The 23874-nt window shown below is 34.2% G+C and carries 20 protein-coding genes; 8 read left to right on the top strand and 12 right to left on the bottom strand.

The window, feature by feature from the left end; all coding sequences use genetic code 11:
* Together P8H68_RS11520 and P8H68_RS11525 are read right to left on the bottom strand one after the other, a co-directional pair.
* Positions 1 to 624 (bottom strand): dihydropteroate synthase (locus P8H68_RS11520; protein WP_300325193.1); only part of this gene is annotated, 624 nt, incomplete at its 3' end.
* Positions 625 to 707: 83 nt separating this feature from the next.
* Entirely contained in the window at positions 708 to 1709 is a 1002-nt protein-coding gene (locus tag P8H68_RS11525) for a homocysteine S-methyltransferase family protein (RefSeq protein ID WP_300325196.1), read from the bottom strand.
* Between the two features lie 227 nt (positions 1710 to 1936).
* Between P8H68_RS11525 and P8H68_RS11530 the strand changes: the two genes are divergently transcribed.
* Genes P8H68_RS11530 through P8H68_RS11540 form a run of 3 tightly spaced genes read left to right on the top strand, consistent with a single transcriptional unit; the run spans position 1937 to position 4191 of the window.
* Positions 1937 to 2437 carry an ecotin family protein gene (locus P8H68_RS11530; RefSeq protein WP_300325199.1) on the top strand — a complete coding sequence of 167 codons (501 nt, stop codon included), beginning with the start codon at positions 1937 to 1939 and terminating at the stop codon, positions 2435 to 2437.
* On the top strand, positions 2438 to 3043 hold the full coding sequence (locus P8H68_RS11535; RefSeq protein ID WP_300325202.1) for a DUF502 domain-containing protein: 606 nt from the start codon (positions 2438 to 2440) through the stop codon (positions 3041 to 3043).
* Between the two features lie 11 nt (positions 3044 to 3054).
* A complete protein-coding gene (locus P8H68_RS11540) occupies positions 3055 to 4191 on the top strand; it encodes a BamA/TamA family outer membrane protein (RefSeq protein ID WP_300325205.1) in 1137 nt (378 codons plus the stop codon).
* Between the two features lie 171 nt (positions 4192 to 4362).
* Here P8H68_RS11540 and P8H68_RS11545 read toward each other — a convergent pair whose 3' ends face one another.
* From P8H68_RS11545 to P8H68_RS11565, 5 genes are all read right to left on the bottom strand, one after another.
* On the bottom strand, positions 4363 to 5769 hold the full coding sequence (locus P8H68_RS11545; RefSeq protein ID WP_300325208.1) for a hypothetical protein: 1407 nt from the start codon (positions 5767 to 5769) through the stop codon (positions 4363 to 4365).
* A gap of 43 nt (positions 5770 to 5812) precedes the next feature.
* Positions 5813 to 7102 (bottom strand): class II aldolase/adducin family protein, encoded by a 1290-nt coding sequence (locus P8H68_RS11550; protein ID WP_300325210.1) that lies wholly within the window; start codon positions 7100 to 7102, stop codon positions 5813 to 5815.
* 64 nt (positions 7103 to 7166) lie between these two features.
* Positions 7167 to 8549, bottom strand: a complete 1383-nt coding sequence (locus P8H68_RS11555; RefSeq protein ID WP_300325214.1) for an FGGY family carbohydrate kinase — start codon at positions 8547 to 8549, stop codon at positions 7167 to 7169.
* Between the two features lie 101 nt (positions 8550 to 8650).
* On the bottom strand, positions 8651 to 9931 hold the full coding sequence (locus tag P8H68_RS11560; protein ID WP_300325217.1) for a sugar isomerase: 1281 nt from the start codon (positions 9929 to 9931) through the stop codon (positions 8651 to 8653).
* Positions 9932 to 10015: 84 nt separating this feature from the next.
* Positions 10016 to 12121, bottom strand: a complete 2106-nt coding sequence (locus tag P8H68_RS11565) for a bifunctional aldolase/short-chain dehydrogenase (protein WP_300325219.1) — start codon at positions 12119 to 12121, stop codon at positions 10016 to 10018.
* 426 nt (positions 12122 to 12547) lie between these two features.
* Between P8H68_RS11565 and P8H68_RS11570 the strand changes: the two genes are divergently transcribed.
* From P8H68_RS11570 to P8H68_RS11580, 3 genes are all read left to right on the top strand, one after another.
* Entirely contained in the window at positions 12548 to 12811 is a 264-nt protein-coding gene (locus P8H68_RS11570; RefSeq protein ID WP_300325222.1) for a hypothetical protein, read from the top strand.
* Positions 12753 to 13604 carry a class 1 fructose-bisphosphatase gene (fbp, locus tag P8H68_RS11575; RefSeq protein ID WP_300325224.1) on the top strand — a complete coding sequence of 284 codons (852 nt, stop codon included), beginning with the start codon at positions 12753 to 12755 and terminating at the stop codon, positions 13602 to 13604. Before P8H68_RS11570 ends, fbp begins: the two co-directional genes overlap by 59 nt.
* Before the next feature lie 276 nt (positions 13605 to 13880).
* The gene (locus P8H68_RS11580; RefSeq protein WP_300325227.1) at positions 13881 to 14927 is read left to right on the top strand and encodes a GntR family transcriptional regulator; all 1047 of its coding nucleotides are present in this window, start codon (positions 13881 to 13883) and stop codon (positions 14925 to 14927) included.
* A 147-nt stretch (positions 14928 to 15074) separates the two neighbouring features.
* On the opposite strand, the gene nagB is transcribed toward P8H68_RS11580, so the two are convergent.
* From nagB to P8H68_RS11600, 4 genes are read right to left on the bottom strand one after another with little or no spacing between them, the layout of a single operon-like run.
* Complete coding sequence (gene nagB / locus P8H68_RS11585; RefSeq protein WP_300325248.1) at positions 15075 to 17003, bottom strand: glucosamine-6-phosphate deaminase; 1929 nt, start codon at positions 17001 to 17003, stop codon at positions 15075 to 15077.
* Between the two features lie 32 nt (positions 17004 to 17035).
* Complete coding sequence (locus P8H68_RS11590) at positions 17036 to 18346, bottom strand: sugar MFS transporter (RefSeq protein WP_300325230.1); 1311 nt, start codon at positions 18344 to 18346, stop codon at positions 17036 to 17038.
* An 11-nt stretch (positions 18347 to 18357) separates the two neighbouring features.
* Positions 18358 to 19419, bottom strand: a complete 1062-nt coding sequence (locus P8H68_RS11595) for an aminoglycoside phosphotransferase family protein (protein ID WP_300325233.1) — start codon at positions 19417 to 19419, stop codon at positions 18358 to 18360.
* Between the two features lies 1 nt (position 19420).
* A complete protein-coding gene (locus tag P8H68_RS11600; RefSeq protein ID WP_300325236.1) occupies positions 19421 to 20329 on the bottom strand; it encodes a sugar phosphate nucleotidyltransferase in 909 nt (302 codons plus the stop codon).
* A 221-nt stretch (positions 20330 to 20550) separates the two neighbouring features.
* Here P8H68_RS11600 and P8H68_RS11605 point away from each other — a divergent pair, with 221 nt between their 5' ends.
* Positions 20551 to 21594: a LacI family DNA-binding transcriptional regulator gene (locus tag P8H68_RS11605; protein ID WP_300325239.1), complete on the top strand. Its 1044-nt coding sequence runs from the start codon at positions 20551 to 20553 to the stop codon at positions 21592 to 21594.
* Here the strand turns inward: P8H68_RS11605 and P8H68_RS11610 are convergent.
* Positions 21586 to 22230: a sugar-binding protein gene (locus P8H68_RS11610; RefSeq protein ID WP_300325242.1), complete on the bottom strand. Its 645-nt coding sequence runs from the start codon at positions 22228 to 22230 to the stop codon at positions 21586 to 21588. The two genes, P8H68_RS11605 and P8H68_RS11610, sit on opposite strands and share 9 nt — an antisense overlap.
* A 274-nt stretch (positions 22231 to 22504) precedes the next feature.
* Here P8H68_RS11610 and P8H68_RS11615 point away from each other — a divergent pair.
* Positions 22505 to 23874, top strand: a 1370-nt coding sequence (locus P8H68_RS11615) for a TonB-dependent receptor (RefSeq protein ID WP_300325245.1), incomplete at its 3' end; no start/stop codon positions are given.

Genomic DNA, 23874 nt, shown 5'->3' on the forward strand with positions numbered 1-23874 from the left:
ATTTTTTCTATGCTCTTCCATTCCTGTTGCTACAGGAAAAATATTCAAATCAAAAATGATATCTTCAGACGGGAACCCCAACTCGTCCACCATAATATCATAGGAACGCTTTGCGATTTCACAACGACGTTCATAATTATCCGCTTGTCCAACCTCATCAAAAGCCATTACAATTACTGCAGCTCCATAGCGCTTCAATAATTTTACATGCTTTCTAAAAGCGTCTTCTCCTTCTTTCAAAGAGATAGAATTTACAACACACTTTCCTTGAACAACCTGCAATCCAGCTTCAATAATATCCCATTTGGAACTATCAATCATGATAGGTACACGAGAAATATCTGGTTCAGCCATTATCAAATGTAAAAAACGAACCATCGCTTCCTTACCATCGATCATACCATCATCCATATTGATGTCAATAATTTGAGCACCACCCTCTACTTGATCTCTGGCAATAGCTAAAGCTTCATCATATTGCTCCTCTTTGATAAGGCGCAAGAATTTACGAGACCCTGCTACATTTGTTCTTTCACCAACATTGATAAAATTCATATCTGGACTTAAAACCAAAGGTTCTAAACCAGACAACTTCATGTATTTTGTTTGTTTAATTTGACTCATTTATTCGTCAGCTTTTAGTTATTAGCTTAAGGCCTTTAACTATTTTTACATTCTATTTTGACTCTATACAAGCGAACTGCATTCTAATAACTAACTGCTATTTCTCTTGGTTTGTATTTACCTGCAACCTCAGCAATCGCTTTGATATGATCTGGTGTCGTACCACAACAACCTCCAATAATATTAATCAGACTTTTATCTAAATATTCTTTAATCTGTCCAGCCATTTCCTCTGGACTTTCGTCGTATTCTCCAAATGCATTTGGCAATCCAGCATTAGGATGGGCAGAAACACCAAACCCGGTATTACCAGAAATTGCCTCTAGGTGAGGGACCAAAGCACTTGCTCCCAAAGCGCAATTCAAACCAACCGTTAACAAAGGTACATGTGATACCGAGATTAAAAATGCCTCTGCAGTTTGACCTGATAAAGTACGTCCACTCGCATCTGTGATCGTTCCACTTAACATTACCGGAACTTCAATACCACGTTCATCTTTTACTTCTTCTATCGCAAACAACGCTGCTTTGGCATTTAAAGTATCAAATACTGTTTCTACCAATAAAATATCAGATCCTCCATCCAATAAAGCTTCTGCTTGTTGTTTGTAGGCTATTCTTAATTCATCAAACGTGATGGCTCTATAACCGGGGTCATTTACATCAGGTGACATAGAACCCGTTTTGTTAGTTGGACCTATTGACCCTGCAACAAATCTAGGCCTGTCCGGATTCTCTTTGGTAAACTCATCCGCAACTTCCTTTGCGATTTTTGCCGACTCATAGTTTAATTGATATACATAATCTTCCATCTCATAATCTGCCATTGCAATGGTAGTACTCGAAAATGTATTGGTTTCAACAATATCAGCTCCTGCTGCGAAATATTTTCTATGCACCTCTTTTATCGCTTCTGGCTGTGTGATGGAAAGCATATCATTATTTCCTTTCACAGACAATTTCCAATCCTTAAACTGTTCCCCTCTAAAATCCTCTTCCGTAAACTTATACGCTTGAAGCATCGTCCCCATAGCACCATCTAAGACAAGGATTCTTTCTTTTAAAACTTCTGTGATATTTTTCATTCTATTCTTATTTAATGGTTTTATTATGGCAACTGAGTCGTTTTTAAAACCAAAACTTTCAGTAAAAAAACATTCTTGAATTACCTTAGACCATTCGTATTTCAGGCTGCAAAGATACTTAATTTGTAATAATTAACCCTTCCCTTTAAAGGGTAAATTTCACAGATCAAAATCACCATTCACTACATTTTTATGTATATTTGAAATACACATAAAATTGCATTCTTATGAGAGTATATATCACACTTCTAGTTAGTTCTCTTTTAATTCTAATGAGTTGCACTTCTACAGAAGAGAGTGATCCTCCTGCTGAAAAGAAATTCGCTGATTACGATCTTAGCATGTATCCTGAGTCTAGTGATACCTTAAGCAGGTATATTATTGAACTCCCAATAGAAGAAGATGAGGGCCTTTTTAACCTAGAGATATGGGCTGGTAAATCCGCAAAAGTGGATTGCAACAAACACAGTCTTGCTGGGAAATTCAATAGAAAGACTGTACAAGGATGGGGATACTCATATTATGTTTTTGAAACTGATGGCATGATGATGAGTACACAAATGGCTTGTCCGGAAGAAAATCTAACAGAAAAAGTTGTTCGATCAAAAACAGAACATGTACGCTATAATAGTAAACTCCCAGTAGTTGTTTATTGTCCAAAAAACATCGCCATAGAATATGCTATTTGGTCTAAAAGTGCGACGCCTATAAAAGCTATCTTAAAGTAAATGAAAACATTTTTAAATTTCTTAAAAACAACACTTATCGGTGGTGTTTTTCTTATTGTACCGATTGTAATTGTCTTACTAATTTTTGGAAAAGTAATTGAAATTTTACGAATCCTTGTAAAACCCATTGTCAAAGAATTACCATTAGATACCATAGGAGGTGTAACCGTTGCGAGATTAGTTGCATTTACAGTTCTGATTTTCATCTGCTTGATTGCTGGATTAATTGCCAAAACCCAAAAAGCCAATCAATTTAAAAACTGGATAGAAACAACGCTATTATCAAATATCCCTGGATATGGAATGATCAAGGGAATGACAGAAACTGCCATTGGAATTGAAAACAATACAGACAATGAAATTATATTAGTTGATATTGAAGAAACGTGGCAATTAGGAATTTTAATGGACAAACTTGATGAAGAGCTTTTTACTGTTTTTCTTCCAGGTGCCCCAAGTCCAATGTCTGGGGATGTGGTCTTTGTCAAAAAAGAAAGAATTAAAAAACTTGATATCACCTCAGTAGAAGCATTTAAAATTCAGAAAAAGCTAGGTGTAGACTCTGCAGCAATATTAAAAGGAAAAATGGGCAGTAAATCATTTTAAACAATTAGATTATGATTAAAACAACCAACAACCTAAATTTCTTTTCTATCTTATTTTTTATATTTTGTATAACCATAAATATAAACTCACAAGAAGTAAAAGAAGAGAAATCTGAAGATGAAAAAAAACTTAGAAAAGTAATTATCCCAACTGTTTCTTATAATAATAGCTTTAAAACTTCCGTGGGAGTTATGGCTGGCCTTTTTTATAATCTAAATAGTACAGATACCATTTCTCCTGAATCAAGCACTATGTTTATTGGAAGATACTCCGCAAATAAAACTTGGATGACAATTTTGCCTAGTAAATTTTATTTTAAAGAAGATAAATACAGATCACTATTGGTTGCTGGTTTGGGAAGTATAAATTTCCAAACATTTGTAGATTACTCAACTATTTTCGACAATATAGGTATTCCAATTCCTCCTATATTTCAGGGAGAAGAAGGTGGACAGTTTATTGATTACAACACCAATGTTCAGTTTTTATATGCTGACTTTTTAATTAACGTATATGACCGATTATATGCCGGAATTAATATTATTTATGCTCACAATAAAACAGTGTTTGACGTAGAAGGAAACCCTTCTGAAACACAAAACTTATTTGGTTTCGGACTTTCAACTGAATATGACAAAAGAGACAACCAAATGCAACCTATCAAAGGTTTCAATGCTAAATTAACAACAAATACTTTTCTTGAAAGCCTTGGAAGTACAGCTAACTATTCAAATATTAACTTTCAATACAATCACTTTTTTCAACAAGGAAAAAGAAACACATTATTAATAAGAGCTTTCGGACAAATATCAGTTGGAGATGTCCCTTTTTCTGGTCAAAATGTAGTGGGTAGAGACGACTTACGAGGTTACTCTAATGGAAAATACAGGGCTGACCAAGTGTATGATATACAAACAGAATATAGACATTGGTTTGCAGAGAAGTGGGGTTATGTTGCTTTTGGTGGAGTTGCTACGGCAATTGATGGACCTTCAGACCTAAGTTTTGATAATTTACTGCCTGCAGTTGGAGCTGGAATACGTTTTATGGCAATTCCTAAATCTAGAATAACCGTAGGTATGGATGTCGCTGCAGGAAAAGACGATTGGGGCCTATATTTTAGAATTGGTGAAGCATTTGGTAGATAATACCACAGTTTAAAAAATGATCTTAGCTTTGAGTAATTTCATTATTCTAAAAATGAATTTGTTATAGAAAAGCAAAAATCCCTCTATTATTTAATATTGTAATAAAACACAACGCCCTACTTAAAACAAGTAGGGCGTTGTGATAATTTGGAGAGGTTTTTTTTTAAATAATTATTTCTTTTGGTAGTACTTGCTAAACACCATAAATAAGAATCCACATAACAACCAAGATGGTAAGGTTACAAAGGATAAGAACACATCAAAATAAACGGAGATAAAGTAAAACAAACCAAAACTGATTGCCCATGCGAACAATACTGCTTTGTTTACTTGTAAACCTGCTACTTCCGCATAGTTTTTAGTGATCCCCCAATCTTTATGGAAAAAGTGTTCAAAGGCGATAACAGCTCCAAAAGGAGACAAAATAAATCCGTATAAAGCAACAAATCCTAAAAGCTTCATTGCAAAGGCAGGAAATAGTCCTGCTATGGTTGCAATTCCACCTGCCAAGATAGTAACTGAAACTGTAGATAATTTTGGAAGAATTGCTTGAAAAGCCAGTCCTGCTCTATAAATAGTAGGGTTTGCAGTTGTCCAACCAGCTAATACCACAGCAATGATTCCAAAAACACCAATTGCATTATATGCCATCGGTCCCGGTGCAACAGGTGGTGCTTGTCCGTTTGTTAAAAAAGCCTGTGCTTCTGGTGACTGAATATACACTGCATACAATAAAGCCGCTGCTATCCATGCCATATAATGACCTACATACATTCCTGCAGCGGTAGCCCATCCTGCCTTTGCTTCTTTTGCAAAACGAAATACCGACAAGTCAGACATACCAATATGCATGGCTCCATTGGCAAACCATGACCAAATCACAACATGCCAAAATGTAAATTTTGTTTGTCCAGGAAAAGGTTCAGATCCTGTTCCCCAAATGTCCCAAAACTGAGAAAAACTAGAGACTCCCAATTGGCTCAACGCAACAATTCCACAAGCTACAAAAGCCAGTACAATGATAGGTGACATCCAGTTAGCAGCTTTCGTTACTGTATCATAACCACGCGCTGCAATGATAGAAATCACTGCCCCTAGAAGGATTACAATAATTACCCAGGTCATTCCATTGGGTAAGGTATCGTCTAATTTTGGCATAGGCATGTTAAATGGTATTCCGACTGCCGTTGCTGATACGGTAATCATCGATCCAGCCAAGAAACAAAACAAAATCCCATTAGCCAGATTATAACCTGTAACCAGTTTTTTACCACATATTTTCTCCAATTGATAATACAAAGTCAATCGATTCTTAACCGCTATTTCTGCCGTTAAAAAACGCCAGCTTAGAACCGCTAATAAATTCCCAATAATCAATCCAATAATTAAATCAAAGGCACTTACTCCAGCCGTCAAAAACAAAGGACCAATCATAAATTCTGTTCCAGCTGCATGTTCACCGGCATACATTCCGATAAAACTTTTCCAACCTTTTAATTTGGACTGCGGAACAGGTTCTCTTTCGAATTCACCTGTAGCTTCTACAATCGCTGCTTCTTCCATATTCACTTGACTCATTGCTTATATATTTTAGTTTAATTATTGGTTTATTTTTATCTCTTTATGTAAGAAACTTCTCTCTTAAATCTTCTACTTGTTCATCACTAATTGGAACCATATTTCCTAATGACGTTCCTAATACTATTGATTTTGCACTGAACTCAGCTACTTCTAAATAATCAAATGTTTGTAATAACTTATCCCCTGTAACAATCACAGAATCATTCTCTATAATAACAGCCGTAGAACAATTATCTACAATTTCTGAATTATTACTCTGCTTAAAATGATGTCCATATTTTACTTTATGAATATCCTGTAAAAAGATCCAACTCTCTGGAATAGTACGTACATTTATTTCTTCATCTGTAACGCCAAAAGCCATTAAATAAGGTGATTGTGTCATAATAATTGAATTCACTTTCGGATTGCGATCGTATATTTCCTGATGAATCCAAGTGGCCCTGCTAGGTACTTTTCCAGCTTCTCTTTTTCCAGATTTCACCTGTACAATATCTTCTAGTTCTAAATCCCAACGATCAACATCTGTTGGTGTAATAAGAAAATCTTGCCCTTCTAATCTCATGGAAACGGTTCCGTAAGAACCTATCATCAAACCTTGTTGACAAGAACGCTGAACAATTTTACATATTTCTAAACGTTTTTCTTGTTCTTCTGAACTATGTACAGTAGCTTCCATCTCTGGTAAAACACCAGTAGCCTGTGTCTCAAATTGATCTATTTGAGCATCTGTTAAATACTTCGGTTTCCCAATTTGGGATCCGTATAAAATTGTTCTTGCACAAAATTCTAATGCCTCAAAACGTTCATAAGCATCTGTCAAATCACTACCCCCTAAAACGGTTCCGTGATTCTCCATGATAATTGCTTTGTAGCCTTTCTTAAACTCTTCTCCAATTACTTCACCCAACAAATCACTACCTGGAATTTCATATTTAGCATATCCTATAGGACCACAAATATGTTTTGCTTGAGAAATAATATTTGTATTAGGTATTTGACGTACAATACTAAAAGATACTAATGCTGGTGGATGCGCATGAATTACTGATTTTATATCAGGTCTCGATTCATAAATAGCTTTATGAAATGGAAACTCTGAAGAAGGCTTATGCTTTCCAATTATCGTTCCATCCTTTTTTACACATATAATATCAGAAGCTCTTAAAGAGCCTTTATCTACCGCAGATGGCGTCACCCAAATATCTCCGTTAGCATCTATTACAGAAATGTTCCCACCTGAAGTAGTTGTCATTCCCCGTTTGTAAATTCTATCAATAATCTCCGTAATTTGATTCCTTGGATGTACTAAATTGACTTTTGTTGACATAGTGACTGATTTATAGGTAAGTATTATTATACTAATTCATGGTATTCATTTTTATTTTATAATTCTAACCTCCAATGATAAAAGGAACATGCTTTTTTAAGGCATAATTCTCTTTTAAAAACTTAGAATTTAATTTGCTATCCGAAATCACAATCGCAGCTCCCAAAGCAGAACCTAAAGACGAACTAGTAGATAGCAATTTCATATCTCTTAAATAATGAGATAGCAACTTGATAAACACATCATTATCACTAAATCCTCCATCTACAAATAGACGCTTGATAGATGCGTCTCCACCTTTTGCTGCTTGAATGTTATTTACCTGTAAATGCGTCAATTCTATAAGTAATTGGTGATACGCTTCCTCATAGGTACTGTGCGTAAGTATAGTTTCTTCAAGTGCATCCTCAGCATTCAAGTATCTCCATTTAAAACAAGGTTTGAAATTTGACTCTATTTTTTTATAAGTATCATAGTCAAATTTGACTTCAATATGCTTTTCATAAGGAACCTTGTATTGCTCACTTAAAAAGGTAACTTGGTGCTTGTATTCGTTTCCTAAAAGTAATTTAGATGATTTAACTGCCTTTCCGTTTATTCGCATATAATTGATGCAATCGTCACGCAGTTCTTGTTCGTTTAATAAAGTCTTCGAATACGGATTTAATGAAACACTCCAAGTCCCTGTTGAAACCAAAACAAAAGGCTTTTTAGAACCTCTGATATACGGAATCAATGCCGAAGAACTATCATGAATCCCTACACCTATTTTGATGCGTTTTCCGTTGTAGTTCATATTGATACTTGTTTCTGTAGAAACTATAGGGGGTAGGATTTTATGAATCTCTTCCGCATAGACCCACTCATGGTAATCTTTTTTCTCATAATCCCATAAGGCGGTATGACAGCCAATGCTGGTATATTCACTCAATGGAATCCCAGTGAACACATAACTCAGATATTGAGGGAGATGTAAAGAATATTTAATCTTTTTAAAAACCTCAGGTTGGGTATGTTTTAACCAATACAACTGCAAACCAGAGTTTAAAAGTCCTGATTTAGGTGAACCTGTCTTTGTAGAGATTTCACTTTCAGGTCCATACTTTTTATAAAAAGAGTTTTCAACCTCGGGATCAATTTCCTTCAGGTAATTATATAAAGGAGTCACTACTTCTCCATCTGCATCGAGGTGGACAAAACTCGCACCATAAGTAGAAAAGTTAATTGCTTTTACATCGTATTCTTCGGTATCTAAAATACGGTGAAACAAATCTTTCAACCAACTTTGAAGGGCTGCAAGGTTTTCTGTAGGATATCCGTCTTCATCTTCTATTTCCTCAAACCGAGAGTATTCACGATAAACTTCTTTGAAATTTTTATCGAAAAGGAAGAATTTTTTATTGGTTTTACCGATGTCAAAAACAGCGGTTACTTTTAGTTTTTTCAAAAGGGAGTTTTATGTGTTAATAGGGTAGGATTAAGTAAGATAGGCTTAAATTAAAAGCACCAGAGCGAAGATGACTCATCACTATGGTGCTAAAAAAAATATTATAAACCAGTTGCAATGGTGTGTTTACCTCTCGTATCAATCAAGTGGTTTCTCAAATCCAATTCGCGATACGCTTTGATTGGACTGATAGCACCTCCTCTATTCAAACGTGCTTTTTCTAGCAACGGACGTACATCTGTTCTGTATGCTTCTTGCAAGATTTCCTGGCATTTAACTACATCGTTGTTCAACTGAGCTGCTTTTAAAGCATCTTGATCAATCAAAAGTGCTTTTGCATACGCCTCTTGAATAGCCTCTAACGATTGAATCAAATCTTCCAACGGATCTTTCACATTATGACTCGCATCAATCATCCAAGCCAAATCAGGATTTTGAGGATTGTTCTCCATTCCGTACACCAACTCATTGAAAATCAAAAACAAAGCATATGGCTTGATACTTCCTACTGTTAAATCATCATCTCCATACTTACTGTCATTGAAGTGGAAACCTCCTAATTTACCTTTCAATTGCAAAATAGAAACAATTTGTTCTATATTACTATTTGGAAGATGATGTCCTAGATCTACCAAAGTATAAGCTTTTTCACCACATTCATTCGCCAACATCAAAGAAGCACCCCAATCTTGAATTACAGTGCTGTAGAAATTTGGCTCGTACGGTTTGTACTCCACTAACATTTTCCAGTCATCTGGTAACCCTTTGTAGATATCTTTTAAACTGTCTTGTGTGTTTTGAAAAGCAGTTTGGAAATTGTTTTGTCCTGGAAAACAAGAACCATCTGCCAACCATACAGTCAAGGCTTTAGATCCTAATTTGTTTCCTATATTAATGACATCTAAATTGTGCTGAATCGCTTGTTCACGTACAGCTTGACTTGTATTACTTAAAGAACCGTATTTATAAGTCTCCGCAGCATCTTTTTGATCCTGAAAAGTATTTGAATTGACAGCATCAAATTTAATATCCAATGAACTTGCCAACTCTTTAACAGCATTGTAGTCCTCTGGCACATCCCATGGAATGTGCAAAGAAACTGCTCCAGCTGTTTGAGTAAGAGAATGTAAAAGACCTACATCTTCTATCTTTTGTTCTAAGGTAGAAGGTTCTCCATAAAAAGAAAAACGTCCAAATCGCGTTCCTCCTGCACCCAAGGCCCAACTAGGAATGGCTACCTGAAATTCTGCTAACTTGTTAAGGATTTTTTCTACGTTATGACCATTATTTGTAAGCTTCGTTGCTAAATAGTCAAAATTATCTTTGTGTGCATCCAAAAGGTTTTTGTTTGCATCTTCTAAGTGTTGTGCTTCTATTTTCATCTGTTGTTCTTTTTGTGAATAAAAACTCCCAAAGAGCTGGGTTACCCAAGTTATGGAAGTTTTTAGAATTAAACCAAACTAAATTTATCTTACAAAGGCATTTGCCATCCCTCCATCTACATTCAAAATATTCCCGGTAGATTTGTCAGTAATTCCAACAAAAGAGAATACTCCGTTTGCAATATCAGCAGGTGTTATGATTGCATGTAATAAGTTTCTTTTTGCATAAAATGCAGGTAGCTCCTCAACAGTGATTCCGTTCGCTTTTGCACGACCTTCGGCCCAAGCACCTTCCCATATTTTACTTCCTACAATAACTCCATCAGGGTTTACCGTATTTACTCTTACTTTGTCTTTCGCCAATTCAGCAGCTAACAAACGAGCCATGTGCTGTTGTGAAGCTTTCGCTGTTCCGTAAGCAACATTATTAGGTCCAGCAACCAATCCATTTTTACTAGCAATAGAAATAAAATCACCTCCCAATCCTTGTTGACGCGTAATTGCTGAGAATTGTTTTGCTAAGTCGAACTGACCTTTTACCAAAATACTTTGTAAGATATTCCAATCCTTATCAGTTGTATCTTCTAAAGGTTTAGAGATCGCCAATCCAGCACTGTGCACTACGATATCGATTCCACCAAACTCAACACATGCTTTTTTATACGCACTTGCAATAGATTCAGTATCTGTAACATCACATACTGCATAAGTAGAAACATCTCTTTTGTAAGTTGCATGAGCTTCAATCAAGCTTTGTTCGTTGATGTCCGTTAATACTACCGTAGCACCTTCTGCCGCTAATTTATCAGCTATGGCTTTTCCGATTCCTCCTCCAGCTCCAGTTACCAAAGCAACTTTTCTAGACAAAGGTTGCTCTTTAGGCATACGCTGTAATTTTGCTTCTTCTAACAACCAATATTCAATATCAAAAGCCTCTTGTCTTGGCAATGAAGTATAAGAGGTGATGGCTTCTGCACCACGCATTACATTAATTGCATTTGTATAAAATTCATTCGCTACACGTGTTGTTTGCTTGTTTTTCGCAAAACTAAACATTCCCACTCCTGGATAAATAATAATCACCGGGTTGGCATCTCGTACTGCTGGGCTGTTCGCTTTTTTACAGGTATTGTAGTAGTCAACATATTCCGCTCTATAAGCTTCAAATGCAGGCTCTAATTTTGCTAATACAGTAGCACTATCAGACAAATCTTCATTTTTATCCAAAGTCAATACCAACGGCTGAATTTTAGTTCTTAAGAAATGGTCTGGACAAGAAGTTCCCATTGGAGCCAATCTTTCCAAATCATTACTATTGATAAATTCTAATACCACATCTGTATCAGAGAAATGACCAATCATTCTGTTTTCAGAAGAACACAAACCTCTTAATAAAGGCATGATTTGTGCTGCTTTTTCAGTTCTTTCTTCTTTTGGAAGACTCGTGATTTTTTGCCCTCCAAAAACGCTACCATTTTCAGCGATTTTATTTTCGATGTAGTTTGAAGCCATTTCAATAACTTCCAAACTATTCATATAACACTCGAAAGAAGTATCACCCCAAGTAAATAAACCATGAGAACCTAAAACGATTCCACGAATACCAGGATTATCTGCCAAACATTTTTCTAACTGCAATCCTAAATCGAAACCAGGACGTTGCCAAGGCACCCACCCCATAGTATCACCCCAAATTTCTTTGGTTACCTGCTCACTATTTTCAGCAGCAGCAACAGCAATCAATGCATCAGGATGCAAGTGATCGATATGTGCAAATGGCAACAAACCATGTAACGGTGTATCAATAGAAGGTGCTTTACTATCCAAATCAAAAATACAGTGGTCAAACAAACCTACCATACGATCTTCATCAGCCATACCTCCATATACATTTTTCAAATCACGTAATCTGTTCGTATACAAACCAGCTATACCAGCTCTATTCAAAGTTCCGATATCTCCACCTGATCCTTTTACCCACATCACTTCTACTTCCTCATTCGTCAACGGGTCTTTTTCGATAGTCTTACAACTTGTATTCCCTCCTCCGTAGTTGGTAATTCTTAAATCAGCTCCTAAAATATTAGAACGATATAAAAATAATTCTACTTGATCATCTCCAATGGCTGCGACTTTTTTATCGTCCCATAAATAATCTACATGTTTGAATTCTGCGATAGTTTGTTTCATTTTATTGTTTTTTTGATCTTTTAATTTAGTTTTTAAATAAGATTCATTTGTGTACAGGACAAAGATATACGCACTAAAAGTTAATTCTATCCTGCACTACCCTGTAACGAGTTATTTTATTTTAATTCATACTGTTTTGTATGAATACAGCCACGGACACAAACCTTAATACAATGGATATAAAAACGATTAAGACAGATGCAGTTTTATAATAAAAGTAGAATCTCATTTCTAGATTATTTTGTTAAAGTATAACCTTTTTGACTTTCCAAAAGAATACAAATAAATCTAGCACATTAAAAGCTTGTTTTATTTTTTTCAAAAGTGAATCACCCTTTTTTAGTCCACTTGTACCCTTGTAATAGGAGCATTTAAAAACACTCGAAAATATGTTCCTTATTTAACAACTTTAAATTTTAATCGAATATGAAAAAAATTACTTTTATTATTATCGCTTTAGTTGCAACTAACTTTTATGCCCAACAAAATGAAATCTCAAAAGGAGATTTTGAGGAGAATCCAGCACCTGTCGTTGGAAACACATATGTAGAAAACGGCTGGTATTATAGGGATGGAGGGAGTAGATTTCCTGTCGAGTTTTCTACTGATGATTTCTCTCAAGGTTCTCAAAGTGGGAAATTCCTTAATTCAAGAAAAGGTTCAGCAAAAACTAGACGTATATGCAAATGACGTTTTCAAATCGGCGCTTATTAATAGAGAAATTGTTTGCGGAATAGCCAGTGAAGAGGAAGATGATTTTGTTATTATTAATGGAAAAGAAAACTCAAAATCAAATAAATACGTCTTATTAATAGACCCCTTAGATGGTTCTTCAAATATAGATGTAAATGTATCTGTTGGTACAATTTTCTCTATATACCGAAGAATTACACCTGAAGGAACCCCTGTTCAAAAAGAAGATTTTTTACAAAAAGGAAATGAGCAAGTAGCCGCAGGATATATTGTTTATGGAACCTCTACAATGTTGGTATATACCACTGGGCATGGAGTAAACGGATTTACATTAAACCCTGCGTTGGGAACTTTTTATCTTTCACATCCAGATATGAAGTTTCCCAAAAGAGGAAACATTTATTCTATAAATGAAGGGTATTATGCACATTTCCCTCAAGGAGTTAAAGATTATTTAAAATATTGTCAGGCAGAAGAGGAAGACAGACCCTATACTTCACGCTATATCGGTTCGCTAGTCTCCGATTTTCATAGAAATATGATCAAAGGAGGTATATATATATATCCTACTAGTTCTACTGCACCTCAAGGAAAACTGCGTTTGTTATATGAATGTAATCCTATAGCCTTTATTGCAGAACAAGCTCTTGGTAAAGCAACCGATGGTTTTCAACGAATTATGGATTTGCAACCTACGGAGCTACATCAACGAGTTCCTATATTTTGCGGAAGTACCAAAATGGTGGAAAAAGCCGAAGAGTTTATGAGGAAATCTCTAGAAAATTCATAACCATTTATGTTTCAAAATTAATTGGAATATCTAAAATATATTGATGAAGCGTAAAATTTTGTTTTGTTAAAAGCTATTTTTCTTTAAGAATGTATTAAAACAGCAGTAGGTAAATACTTATAATGGTAAGTATAAAATATTCAAGGTCTCTTTAGAAACTCAAATTACCTATGCATATTTTACACATTGCAAGTATTTTTTTTTCTATCTTTCGCTAGTATTCCTTAGCAAGGAAAATATTTATCTTGACTTGCTCACCTAAAACATAAAATGAACATGGACGTTTTTAAAAATATTTTTATCGATGAAGATTCGAGAAAACCAAAATATATCCAAATCGTAGATTCAGTTACGGAAAACATTTCTAATGGTCATTTTGCTATGGGTGAAAAAATGCCATCCATTAATATGTTAAGTGAAGAATTTTATTTGTCTAGAGATACTGTAGAAAAGGCGTACAAGATTTTAAAAAAGAGAAAAATCATTACTGCGGTTAGAGGAAAGGGGTACTATATTGCAAAAACAAATTTAATTTCAAAAACGAATATTTTATTTCTCGTCAATAAACTAAGTTCTTATAAGTTACAAATTTATAATTCCTTTAACCACAGTATAGGTGCCAATTCACATACAGACCTCCAAATTTATCATTGTGATGAATCGGTCTTTTTAAATTTGCTAGAAAAAAATAAAGGCTCTTACGATTATTATATTGTGATGTCTCATTTTAAGAGCGAAGATTCTAAACATATGAGTTCTCCCGAGAGTGTTGTCAAAGCCCTTAATGAGATACCAAAGAAAAAATTAATCATGCTTGACAACCTCAATCAGCAAATTGATGGTAATATTATTAAGATTTATCAAGACTACGAAAATGACATATACGATTCTCTAGAAGAAGGCTATACCAAAATTGCGAAATACAAGAAAATAGTATTGGTGTACCCGGATAAATCTGTATACCCATACCCTAAAAGAATTGTGCATGGATTTCGAAAATTTTGCGTAAATAAATCCTTAGACTTTGAAATTATAGATGAAATATACGATGATATGATCCTTAAAAAAGGGGATCTGTTCATTACTATTGTAGAAGATGATTTGGTGAATTTAATCAACCTTATTAGAGATAATGAATTTATCATAGGAGAAGACATAGGTGTACTATCTTATAATGATACTCCTTTAAAAGAATTACTTGGGATTTCTGTAGTTTCTACCGACTTTAAAAAAATGGGAGGCACAGCTGCATCTATGATTTTAAATAAAAAGAAAGGCGAAATAAAAAATCCATTTTACTTTTTGGATCGTCAATCAATGTAGTTCTTATTTTCCATTCAAAAATATTAGAACACTTTCCTTTACATGCTATCTCAAGGTTGCACTGTTAAAAAACAGCATAGCTTTTAAAACAAAAAAAAGCCATTACAACATAATTGCAATGGCTTTACAGTTTAAAACACTAAACTATCAATAATGCCATCTGACAAATGCCTCCATGGCAGCATATCTTGCAAGTCCTAATAAACTATATAAGTCTGCCGTTTCTTTATTTCTATCTTCAGCTCGTTGCCAAAACTCTCTACTATCACTTCCCTGAAAGACCACTCCATCCTTTTGAGATTGGTGTTTAAATATTCCATAACGTTTTTCTAATACTTGATCTGGTCCCATTGGAACGGCCATTTCTATCTCGTCTATTCCCCATTCTTGCCAGGCTCCTCTATATAGCCAAACCCAACAATCCTTCATGAATGATTTTTCCTTTAAGTTTTTAACGGCTTCAAAAATTGCATCCAAACACACCTTATGAGTCCCATGTGGATCTGCTAAATCTCCTGCCGCATATATTTGATGTGGTTTAATTTTTTCTATCAAATCCATTGTTAATTTTATATCCGCAGGGCCTACAGGATTTTTTTCAATCGTACCTGTTTCATAAAAAGGCAAATTCATAAAATGAATTTGCTCATCATTTAAACCTACAAAATAGCTAGTTGCTCTTGCTTCTCCTTTACGTATCAATCCCTTGATATGACGTACTGCTGAACTATCAATATCACTTCCCTTTTTATGTTTTAAAAAGTTTTTCGCTTCTTTAAAAATACTAGACGCTTCAGGACTTTCTATATGAAAATGACTATTATAATCTGTCACAAAGTTTGCAAACCTAAGTGCTTCATCATCAGCTACTGCAATATTTCCCGAAGTTTGATAGGCGACATGAACCTCATGTCCTTGCTCCTGTAATCTTTTAAATGTCCCTCCCATACTAATGATATCATCGTCGGGGTGTGGGCTAAAAATCAATACTCTTTTCTTTTCTGGTTGAGCTCTTTCGGGTCTATTTGAATCATCTGCATTTGGCTTCCCTCCTGGCCATCCGCTAATTGTATTCTGAAGTTTGTTAAATACTTCTATATTGATATCATATGCCTTTCCTTCAGAAGCCAACAAGTCACTCATTCCATTTTCGATATAATCATCATCTGTAAGCATCAGAATTGGCTTTTTTAACTCCATGGCAAGACCAATTACCGCTTTACGAATCATATCTTCACTCCAATTCACTTGTTCAACCAACCATGGTTTTTTGATTCTTAATAATTTGGAAGATGCCTCTTTATCTAATACAAAAGTAGCATTGTCATGTTCTTGCAAATAAGAGGCAGGAATCTTACTTGTCACTTCTCCTTCAACAGCGGCTTTAATAACATTTGATTTCAATTCACCCCAAGCCAAAAGAATGACTCTTTTTGCTTCCATGATTTTTTTTACACCTAAAGTAATTGCTGTTCTAGGCGTATTTGACAATCCTAAAAACTCAGCACTGGCTGCAACTCTTGTCATATGATCTAAAGCTACCAATCTCGTTTTAGAATTCTGTAATGCCCCAGACTCATTAAAACCAACATGTCCATTACCACCTATCCCTAATATTTGCAAATCAATTCCTCCTAAGGCTTCGATCTTAGCCTCGTATTCTTTGCAATAATCCGAAATTTCCTGCTTGGTTAGTGTCCCATCTGGGACATAACAATTTTCTGGTTTGATATCTATATGATTGAAAAGAAGTTCTTTCATAAAACGAACATAACTATGCACCGAATCGGGCTCCATAGGATAATATTCATCCAAATTAAAACTAACCACATTTTTAAAACTCAATCCTTCTTCTTTATGCAAACGTACTAGCTCTGTATACAATCCTTTCGGACTAGAACCTGTTGCCAAGCCTAATACACAGTATTTTTTTTCTTTCTGCTTTTCTAAAATCAAATTAGAAATTTCTCTAGCAACAGCTTTTGAAGCACTTTTTGAATCTTCAAAAACTTCTGTTCCAATATTTTCGAATCTTTTTTCGAATCCCGTCGCATTGTCTGTGATACTTTTCAACATATATTGATAATTTAAATTATTCTTTTTTCCAATTAAAATTTCGGTGTCCATGATTTTAACTTATGACCATACATTGCAAAAAATAAAATAATGCAATAACATGGTAATAAAATCCAATAACTTTCAGTTACCGCTAAGGATACCGCCTCTGAATCTCCAATACCATTTAATATTAATTCCTCTTTGTTCGAATCTACTAAACGTCCATACAAAGGGGGAATTACAGCTCCTCCAGAAATAGCCATAATTAATAAGGCACTACCTGTTTTAGTAAATCTCCCTAAACCTTTTAATGTTAGGGGCCATACCGCTGGCCACACTAAAGCATTAGCAATCCCCAAGGCTGCCACAAACAGTACAGATGTAAATCCTGTTGTTGACATAATAGAGATACTAAAAATAATCCCTAAAAGTGCACTTATCTTTAAAGCTGTTCCTTGTTTCAAATATTTAGGAATTAAAATAGCTCCTATACCGTAGGTAAGTACCATCGCTAATAAAGTAATTGTCGTAAAAAATTTTGCCTCCGAAGCCGGAAACCCAAGTGATATGCCATAAGCTATGATAGTATCACCCGCTATTACTTCTGCACCAACATATACAAATAACGTCAAAACACCCAGCCATAAATGTGGGAATTGAAAGACACTCGTTTTTTTAGTATCCACCTCTTCAGTAACATCTTCTGAAACCTCCACATTTGGTAAAGGGGCTTTTCTAATAAAAAAACTTAGTATAAATAGAACCAATGCCATAGCTACATACGGTAAAACAACACTATTCGCCATTTCATCTAGTAACACATTTTTCTCCTGAATACTTGCTGTATTCAATTGCAATTTTACCTCATCTATTCCAGATAATAACAATGCTCCAAAAATAAGAGAGCCTAAGGACCCAGCAACTTTGTTGGCAATTCCCATTATTGCTATTCGCTTTGCTCCACTTTCTATCGGGCCAAGAATAGTTATATATGGATTTGCTGCACTTTGCAGTAAAGTCATTCCAATTCCTTGAACAAAAATCCCTGTCAAAAAAAGCGTATATGTTCTAGAATCTGCTGCGGGAATAAATATCAACGCGCCAACAGACATTATTAATAAACCTAATGACATTCCGTTTTTATAGCCAACTTTTTCAATTACAAATGATGCCGGAATTGCCATTATTACAAAAGACACATAGGACGCTGATGCAACCAAATAAGACTGTGCCTCAGTCAATTCATTAATTGTTTTCATAAAGGGTATCAACGCACCATTGATCCAAGTTACAAAACCAAAAATAAAAAACACAGCTGCAATAATTATTATCGGGATTAGATTGTTGTTTTTCGAGTTCATTTCTAAAAAATTTATAGTTCGCTAATTTGATTATTTAAACTTTCTAATAATTTAAATTGATTTTTTGATCGATCTAAATTATGTTCTCCATAGGAAGTTTTGTAATAAATATCTCCATTCAAAAAATCTGTTAGAAAGCGTATCGCCATAATAAAAATCATGGATTTTGCACCTGTTATCAAATATTTTGATTCTATTTCTGAAATGGCAGTTCCAATTTTCTCTAAAAAACCTTTTTTATAGGCCTTATAAAAAGCACTATTAAATTTCACCAAATCCAAGTTCTTCTCATCCTCGGCCGCCGTATTACAAATGGTTCTAATCGCATCTCCAAAATCATAATGAACAATACCAGGCATTACCGTATCCGTATCAATGACACACAAGCCTTTATTATTCTTATCAAAAAGAGCATTGGAAATTTTAGTGTCATTATGTGTTACCCTAATTTTTATAGCACCAGATTCTTTCAAGTTTTGCAGAATGTGCATTTCTTCCTTCATTTGATTTACTAAATCTATATAAACAGAAGCCTTTAATAGCCTTTCATCAGATGCTTGTTTTAAGGAATCATAAAATTGAGAATACCTAAAAGACATGTCATGAAATTTGGGAATTACTTCACACAAAGTTGAGGCATCAAAATCATTGGTCATTTCTAAAAACTCTCCAAACAGTTTCCCGCCTTCAAAAGCAATCTCTTCAGCCGTAACTATTTCATGGGTAACACTGTTCTCAATAAAAACCATCAGGTTCCAATAATTCCCTTCGTCTCCTTTATAGTAAGAAGCGCCTGTTTTAGTCTTGATAAAACTTAAAACATTATTTGCATTTTTTCCTTGGGATATAAGTTTCTTTCGAAGGTGATCACTGACAGCTACTTTGTTCTCAATCAGTCCTGGAACATCATGGAAGACTCCATGGTTTATTCTTTGTAATACATAAAAAGGACTTTCATCGGTTTCTATAAAATACGTGTCGTTTATATGACCTGAAGCTAATTCTTTATAAGACTGAAAATTAGAAGACTGATCAAACTGTTCAAATACCTTTTTAAGTTTTTTTGTTAGCATATTACCATAAATTTACAGGATATTCCTTTTCTGATTTTAATTTGGACACTGCCTCTTGCACAATCTCTTTGTCTTCTTTATAAGTGACTCCAAACCATTGGGCATCTGATTTTAAAACTTCGACTTTCGCTTTACCTGACTTTAATATTTCATTGACAACAGAGGGTAGGAAAAATTCAGCTTTTAGGTTTTCTGTATTGTCTTCTAAAAATTGTTCAAATAATTGACTTCCAAAATCAAAACATTTCGGAGTAAAACCCCAAAAGTTCATGGAAACCGTAGCATTCTCATCTATATCTATAAAATTACCTTTTGAATTCTTTCTCTTAAGAGATCCATTTATTTTTTCAATATGAGTTCTTTCGGTAACATCTAATAAAAACCCATTATCATCTACTTGACACTCTCCTCTAGAAACAAAACCATAATCCGATACCGTATTCTTTAAAGAATAAGCTATCATATTAAAATTATAGGAATCTTCTTTTATTTCCTGTAGAGCCCTAACCATAATTTTAAATGCTTGTTTACCGTAAAAGTCATCGGCATTTATAATCGCAAAATTTGTATCAATAACATCTTTCGTCATCAACAAAGCATGCCCCGTTCCCCATGGTTTTGTTCTTTCGGGATTGATAAACTTAGAAGGCACACTATCTAATTCTTGATACACATAAGCAACTTCAGCCTTGCCATCTAGCTTTTGATTGAATATTTCTTTAAACTCCTTCTCAAAACTTTTTCTAATGATAAACACAAATTTTCCAAAACCCGCCTCTAATGCATCATAAATTGAAAAATCAATTATGGTATCCCCCTGTGGTGTAAAAGAATCTATTTGCTTTAATCCACCATACCTACTTCCCATTCCGGCGGCTAAAATTACTAATGTTGGTTTGTTTCTACTCATAACTAAAATTAATTTAACTACTCTTTTTCAGAGTTTTAAGAATAAAATATTTTGTTTTCCTGATACAAAACTAGAGAATATCATTTGATAAAAAAAGAAAAAACGCAAAAAATGTGCTCGAGCACACAAAGATATGTGTTCGAAAACACGGCACTTGTGTTCTCGAGCACAGTAAAAACGTGTGCTCGAGAACAATCTTAAAAAATTGTTATATTTGTATCATGATAAAAAAATACACTATTAAAGACATTGCTGAACTGGCAGGGGTGTCAAAAGGTACGGTCGACAGAGTATTACATAAGCGCGGGAGAGTTTCGGAAGATGCACTAAAAAAAGTAAATGCTATTTTAGATCAAATAGAATACAAACCAAACCCTATAGCCAAAACTCTTAAAAGCAATAAAATCTACAGATTATCTCTTATCATCCCGGATGTCAAAGAAGACTCGTTTTGGTCACCCTGTTTGATTGCAGTAAAACAAGTCAAAGAAAAATTCCAAAATTTTGGGATTGCTATAGAAACAAGAACTTATGCCTCTCATTCTACCCAAAATTTTATCGACATAACAACCAAAGTAATTGAAAGCAAACCAGATGCTATTCTTATGGTTCCTCTTTTCAATAAAGAAGCTTTGCAAATAGCTGAATTATGTGAAGAAAATGAAATTTTACTATCTACATTCAACAATACCATAAAATCCAAAAAAAGTGTAAGGTTTATTGGTCAAGATCTTTATAAAAGTGGAAGAATTGCGGCAAAACTATTTGACACTTTGCTAAAGGAAGGAACACTTGTTATTGCCCATATAGATCAAGATCTTGACAATGCAACACATATGCAAGCAAAAGAAAAAGGCTTTCGAGAATTTTTCTCGGATCATAGTTTAGATAATTTTTCTATTATTACCTATCAAAGTAACTATAACAATACTTCAATTTCCTCTCAAAAACTTTTAGAATTCGCAGAAAAAAACTCAGCAAAAGGTGTTTTTGTTACCACCTCTAAAACCTATATAGCAGGAAATATAAATCAAGAAAACAGACGTAAACTAAAAGTAGTTGGTTACGACTTGATTCAAGAAAACACAAGCTTATTAAAATCTGATGCGATCGATTTTTTAATCCATCAAAACCCACAACAACAAACTTTTTTGGGTTTAAGTCAGTTGGCCGAATTGCTATTATTTGGTACATCGAATCCAATGGAAACTTTATTACCCATTGATATTATCAACTCAGAAAATTACGAACAATATCTATTGTAGCTGTGCCAGTTCTAAAATACCAAAGGAACTAGAAATATGGAAATTAGGCTCCTCTGTTTGAGGATTCACCCAAGTTATCCAAGTAGGATGGTATTCTTTATTTTGTTCTAAATTATACTTCGCACGGAAAATTCCCGCTTCAATTTTATTGTCTTGAATCAAACCAAAAGATTTCATACTCTTTAGGGAAATAGACCCCTCTACCACAAAAAGATGATCTTGAATATCTGACTTAACAATAATATCTTCTTTTGGCCAATTCCATAAAAAATCAAAATCTTTATTTGGTTTTGCTATAAAATCCATAATTCGAACAGAAGGATCAATTTCAAGACAGTAATAGGGATTTAAATCTTTATTTTTTCTAAAAAAAAGCTCTACCCTATCGGAGTTCCCAATATTCTCAATACCATCTCCTGAAGTATCCATATGAACTTCTGAATCATGCACAGAAAAACTAAAATAAAACTTCTCATCATCATAAAGTGCCTTGAAAGAAATTTTTGCATGCTCCTGCGAGCTCCAAGGGGAAGAAAAGTCCGTCAAAGCTTCCGCCTTATTCCAAATTATTGAATCACTCTTTCCTGAAATTTTAACAGCGTTATTTTCTACTCTTTGTACTTTGTATTTTTTCATTATTATCTCTAATTGAAATTCGAAGATACATTTTTAATTAAATCCTCATAAATAATATCAACATTACCCTAATGTTAAAATAGAGGAATAAGTTATTTCAAACAATAAAACCTACTATATTTGCTCGTAAAATTGCGTTTTTCTAATTTCAAAATTAACTGCGGTTATAAGAAATTTAAATACTTGTATAGACAAATAACATATTAGAAAACATCATTTAATTCAAAGAAAATTGTACTTTTGTTTAACATTATTGATTTTACACTAAACAACTATGACTAAAAAAATCCTATTATTCTTCATAACTCTTGTTTCAAGTTTTAGTTATGCACAGGAAAACTACACTTTAAGTGGGATCGTATCAGAAGAAAGCAGTGGAGAAACTCTTATTGGGGTAAACGTTATTTTTCCTGATCAGCAAAGAGGTACCGTTACCAATGGCTATGGTTTTTACTCAATCACACTTCCTAAAGGTGAATACAACCTAGAAATTAGTTATTTGGGGTATCAAACAATTACGAAAAAAATCACTCTTAGTTCTAACCTAAAAGAAAACTTTAGTTTAAAGGCAGCAAGTGAACAAATTGATGAGGTTATTGTCAAAAGCAACAACCGTATCATGAACCTTAAAAAACCAGAAATGAGTGTTCACAAGATTTCGGTGAATACCATCAAAGAAATGCCTGTAGTTTTAGGAGAAGTGGATATCATTAAGTCCATTCAATTGCTTCCGGGAGTTACTAGTGCTGGAGAAGGTGCTTCAGGTTTCAATGTGCGTGGTGGTGCTGAGGATCAGAATTTAATTCTTTTAGATGAAGCTACCCTTTACAGTTCATCTCACTTTTTCGGTTTTTTCTCTATTTTTAATGCAGACGCAATCAAAGATGTCAAACTTTACAAGGGAGGAATTCCTGCAAAATATGGTGGTCGTGTATCTTCTGTTTTAGATGTACATCAAAAAGACGGAAACAAAAAAGAACATCACTTTACCGGTGGAATAGGATTGATTTCAAGCAGGTTGATGGCAGAAGGTCCGATCCAGAATAATAAAAGTTCTTATCTAATTGCAGGACGTGGATCATATGCACATTTGTTCCTTAAATTAAATCCAGAAACAAAAGACAACACAATTTATTTCTATGACTTAAATGCCAAATTAAATTTTGATCTAGACGAAAAAAATAAATTATACTTTTCAGGATATTTTGGAAGGGATAAATTCAATATCGCAAATTTATTTGTAAACACATATGGTAACCAAACATTCAATACGCGTTGGAATCATTTGTTTAGCGATAAATTATTTTCCAACCTTACTTTAATCTACAGTGAATACAATTATTTTCTAAATTTAGATTTTGTTGGATTTAATTGGGATTCTGGAATTCAAAATTTAAATATCAAATACGATTTTAAACATTATATATCAGATGATTTTTCTCTGTCCTATGGTTTGAGTGGAATCCATTACCATTTCCATCCCGGAGAAATAACGCCAAGTAAAGCGGACTCACCTATCACCCCGAATAAATTGGATCAAAAATATGCGATAGAACCTGCTATTTATGCAATGGCAGAACAATCTTTATCAGATCAATTTTCTATCAACTATGGTTTAAGAGTGAGCTCATTTTTTAGAATGGG

Origin of the sequence: Flavicella sp., from assembly GCF_029238425.1 — a bacterium.
Classification (GTDB): domain Bacteria; phylum Bacteroidota; class Bacteroidia; order Flavobacteriales; family Flavobacteriaceae; genus Flavicella.

Bases quoted from the DNA above. Each gene is read 5' to 3' on its own strand.
- P8H68_RS11525 (WP_300325196.1), bottom strand. From the start codon at position 1,709: ATGAAAAATATCACAGAAGTTTTAAAAGAAAGAATCCTTGTCTTAGAT.
- P8H68_RS11530 (WP_300325199.1), top strand. From the start codon at position 1,937: ATGAGAGTATATATCACACTTCTAGTTAGTTCTCTTTTAATTCTAATG.
- P8H68_RS11535 (WP_300325202.1), top strand. From the start codon at position 2,438: ATGAAAACATTTTTAAATTTCTTAAAAACAACACTTATCGGTGGTGTT.
- P8H68_RS11540 (WP_300325205.1), top strand. From the start codon at position 3,055: ATGATTAAAACAACCAACAACCTAAATTTCTTTTCTATCTTATTTTTT.
- P8H68_RS11545 (WP_300325208.1), bottom strand. From the start codon at position 5,769: ATGAGTCAAGTGAATATGGAAGAAGCAGCGATTGTAGAAGCTACAGGT.
- P8H68_RS11550 (WP_300325210.1), bottom strand. From the start codon at position 7,102: ATGTCAACAAAAGTCAATTTAGTACATCCAAGGAATCAAATTACGGAG.
- P8H68_RS11560 (WP_300325217.1), bottom strand. From the start codon at position 9,931: ATGAAAATAGAAGCACAACACTTAGAAGATGCAAACAAAAACCTTTTG.
- P8H68_RS11565 (WP_300325219.1), bottom strand. From the start codon at position 12,121: ATGAAACAAACTATCGCAGAATTCAAACATGTAGATTATTTATGGGAC.
- P8H68_RS11570 (WP_300325222.1), top strand. From the start codon at position 12,548: ATGAAAAAAATTACTTTTATTATTATCGCTTTAGTTGCAACTAACTTT.
- P8H68_RS11580 (WP_300325227.1), top strand. From the start codon at position 13,881: ATGGACGTTTTTAAAAATATTTTTATCGATGAAGATTCGAGAAAACCA.
- nagB (WP_300325248.1), bottom strand. From the start codon at position 17,003: ATGTTGAAAAGTATCACAGACAATGCGACGGGATTCGAAAAAAGATTC.
- P8H68_RS11590 (WP_300325230.1), bottom strand. From the start codon at position 18,346: ATGAACTCGAAAAACAACAATCTAATCCCGATAATAATTATTGCAGCT.
- P8H68_RS11595 (WP_300325233.1), bottom strand. From the start codon at position 19,419: ATGCTAACAAAAAAACTTAAAAAGGTATTTGAACAGTTTGATCAGTCT.
- P8H68_RS11600 (WP_300325236.1), bottom strand. From the start codon at position 20,329: ATGAGTAGAAACAAACCAACATTAGTAATTTTAGCCGCCGGAATGGGA.
- P8H68_RS11605 (WP_300325239.1), top strand. From the start codon at position 20,551: ATGATAAAAAAATACACTATTAAAGACATTGCTGAACTGGCAGGGGTG.
- P8H68_RS11610 (WP_300325242.1), bottom strand. From the start codon at position 22,230: ATGAAAAAATACAAAGTACAAAGAGTAGAAAATAACGCTGTTAAAATT.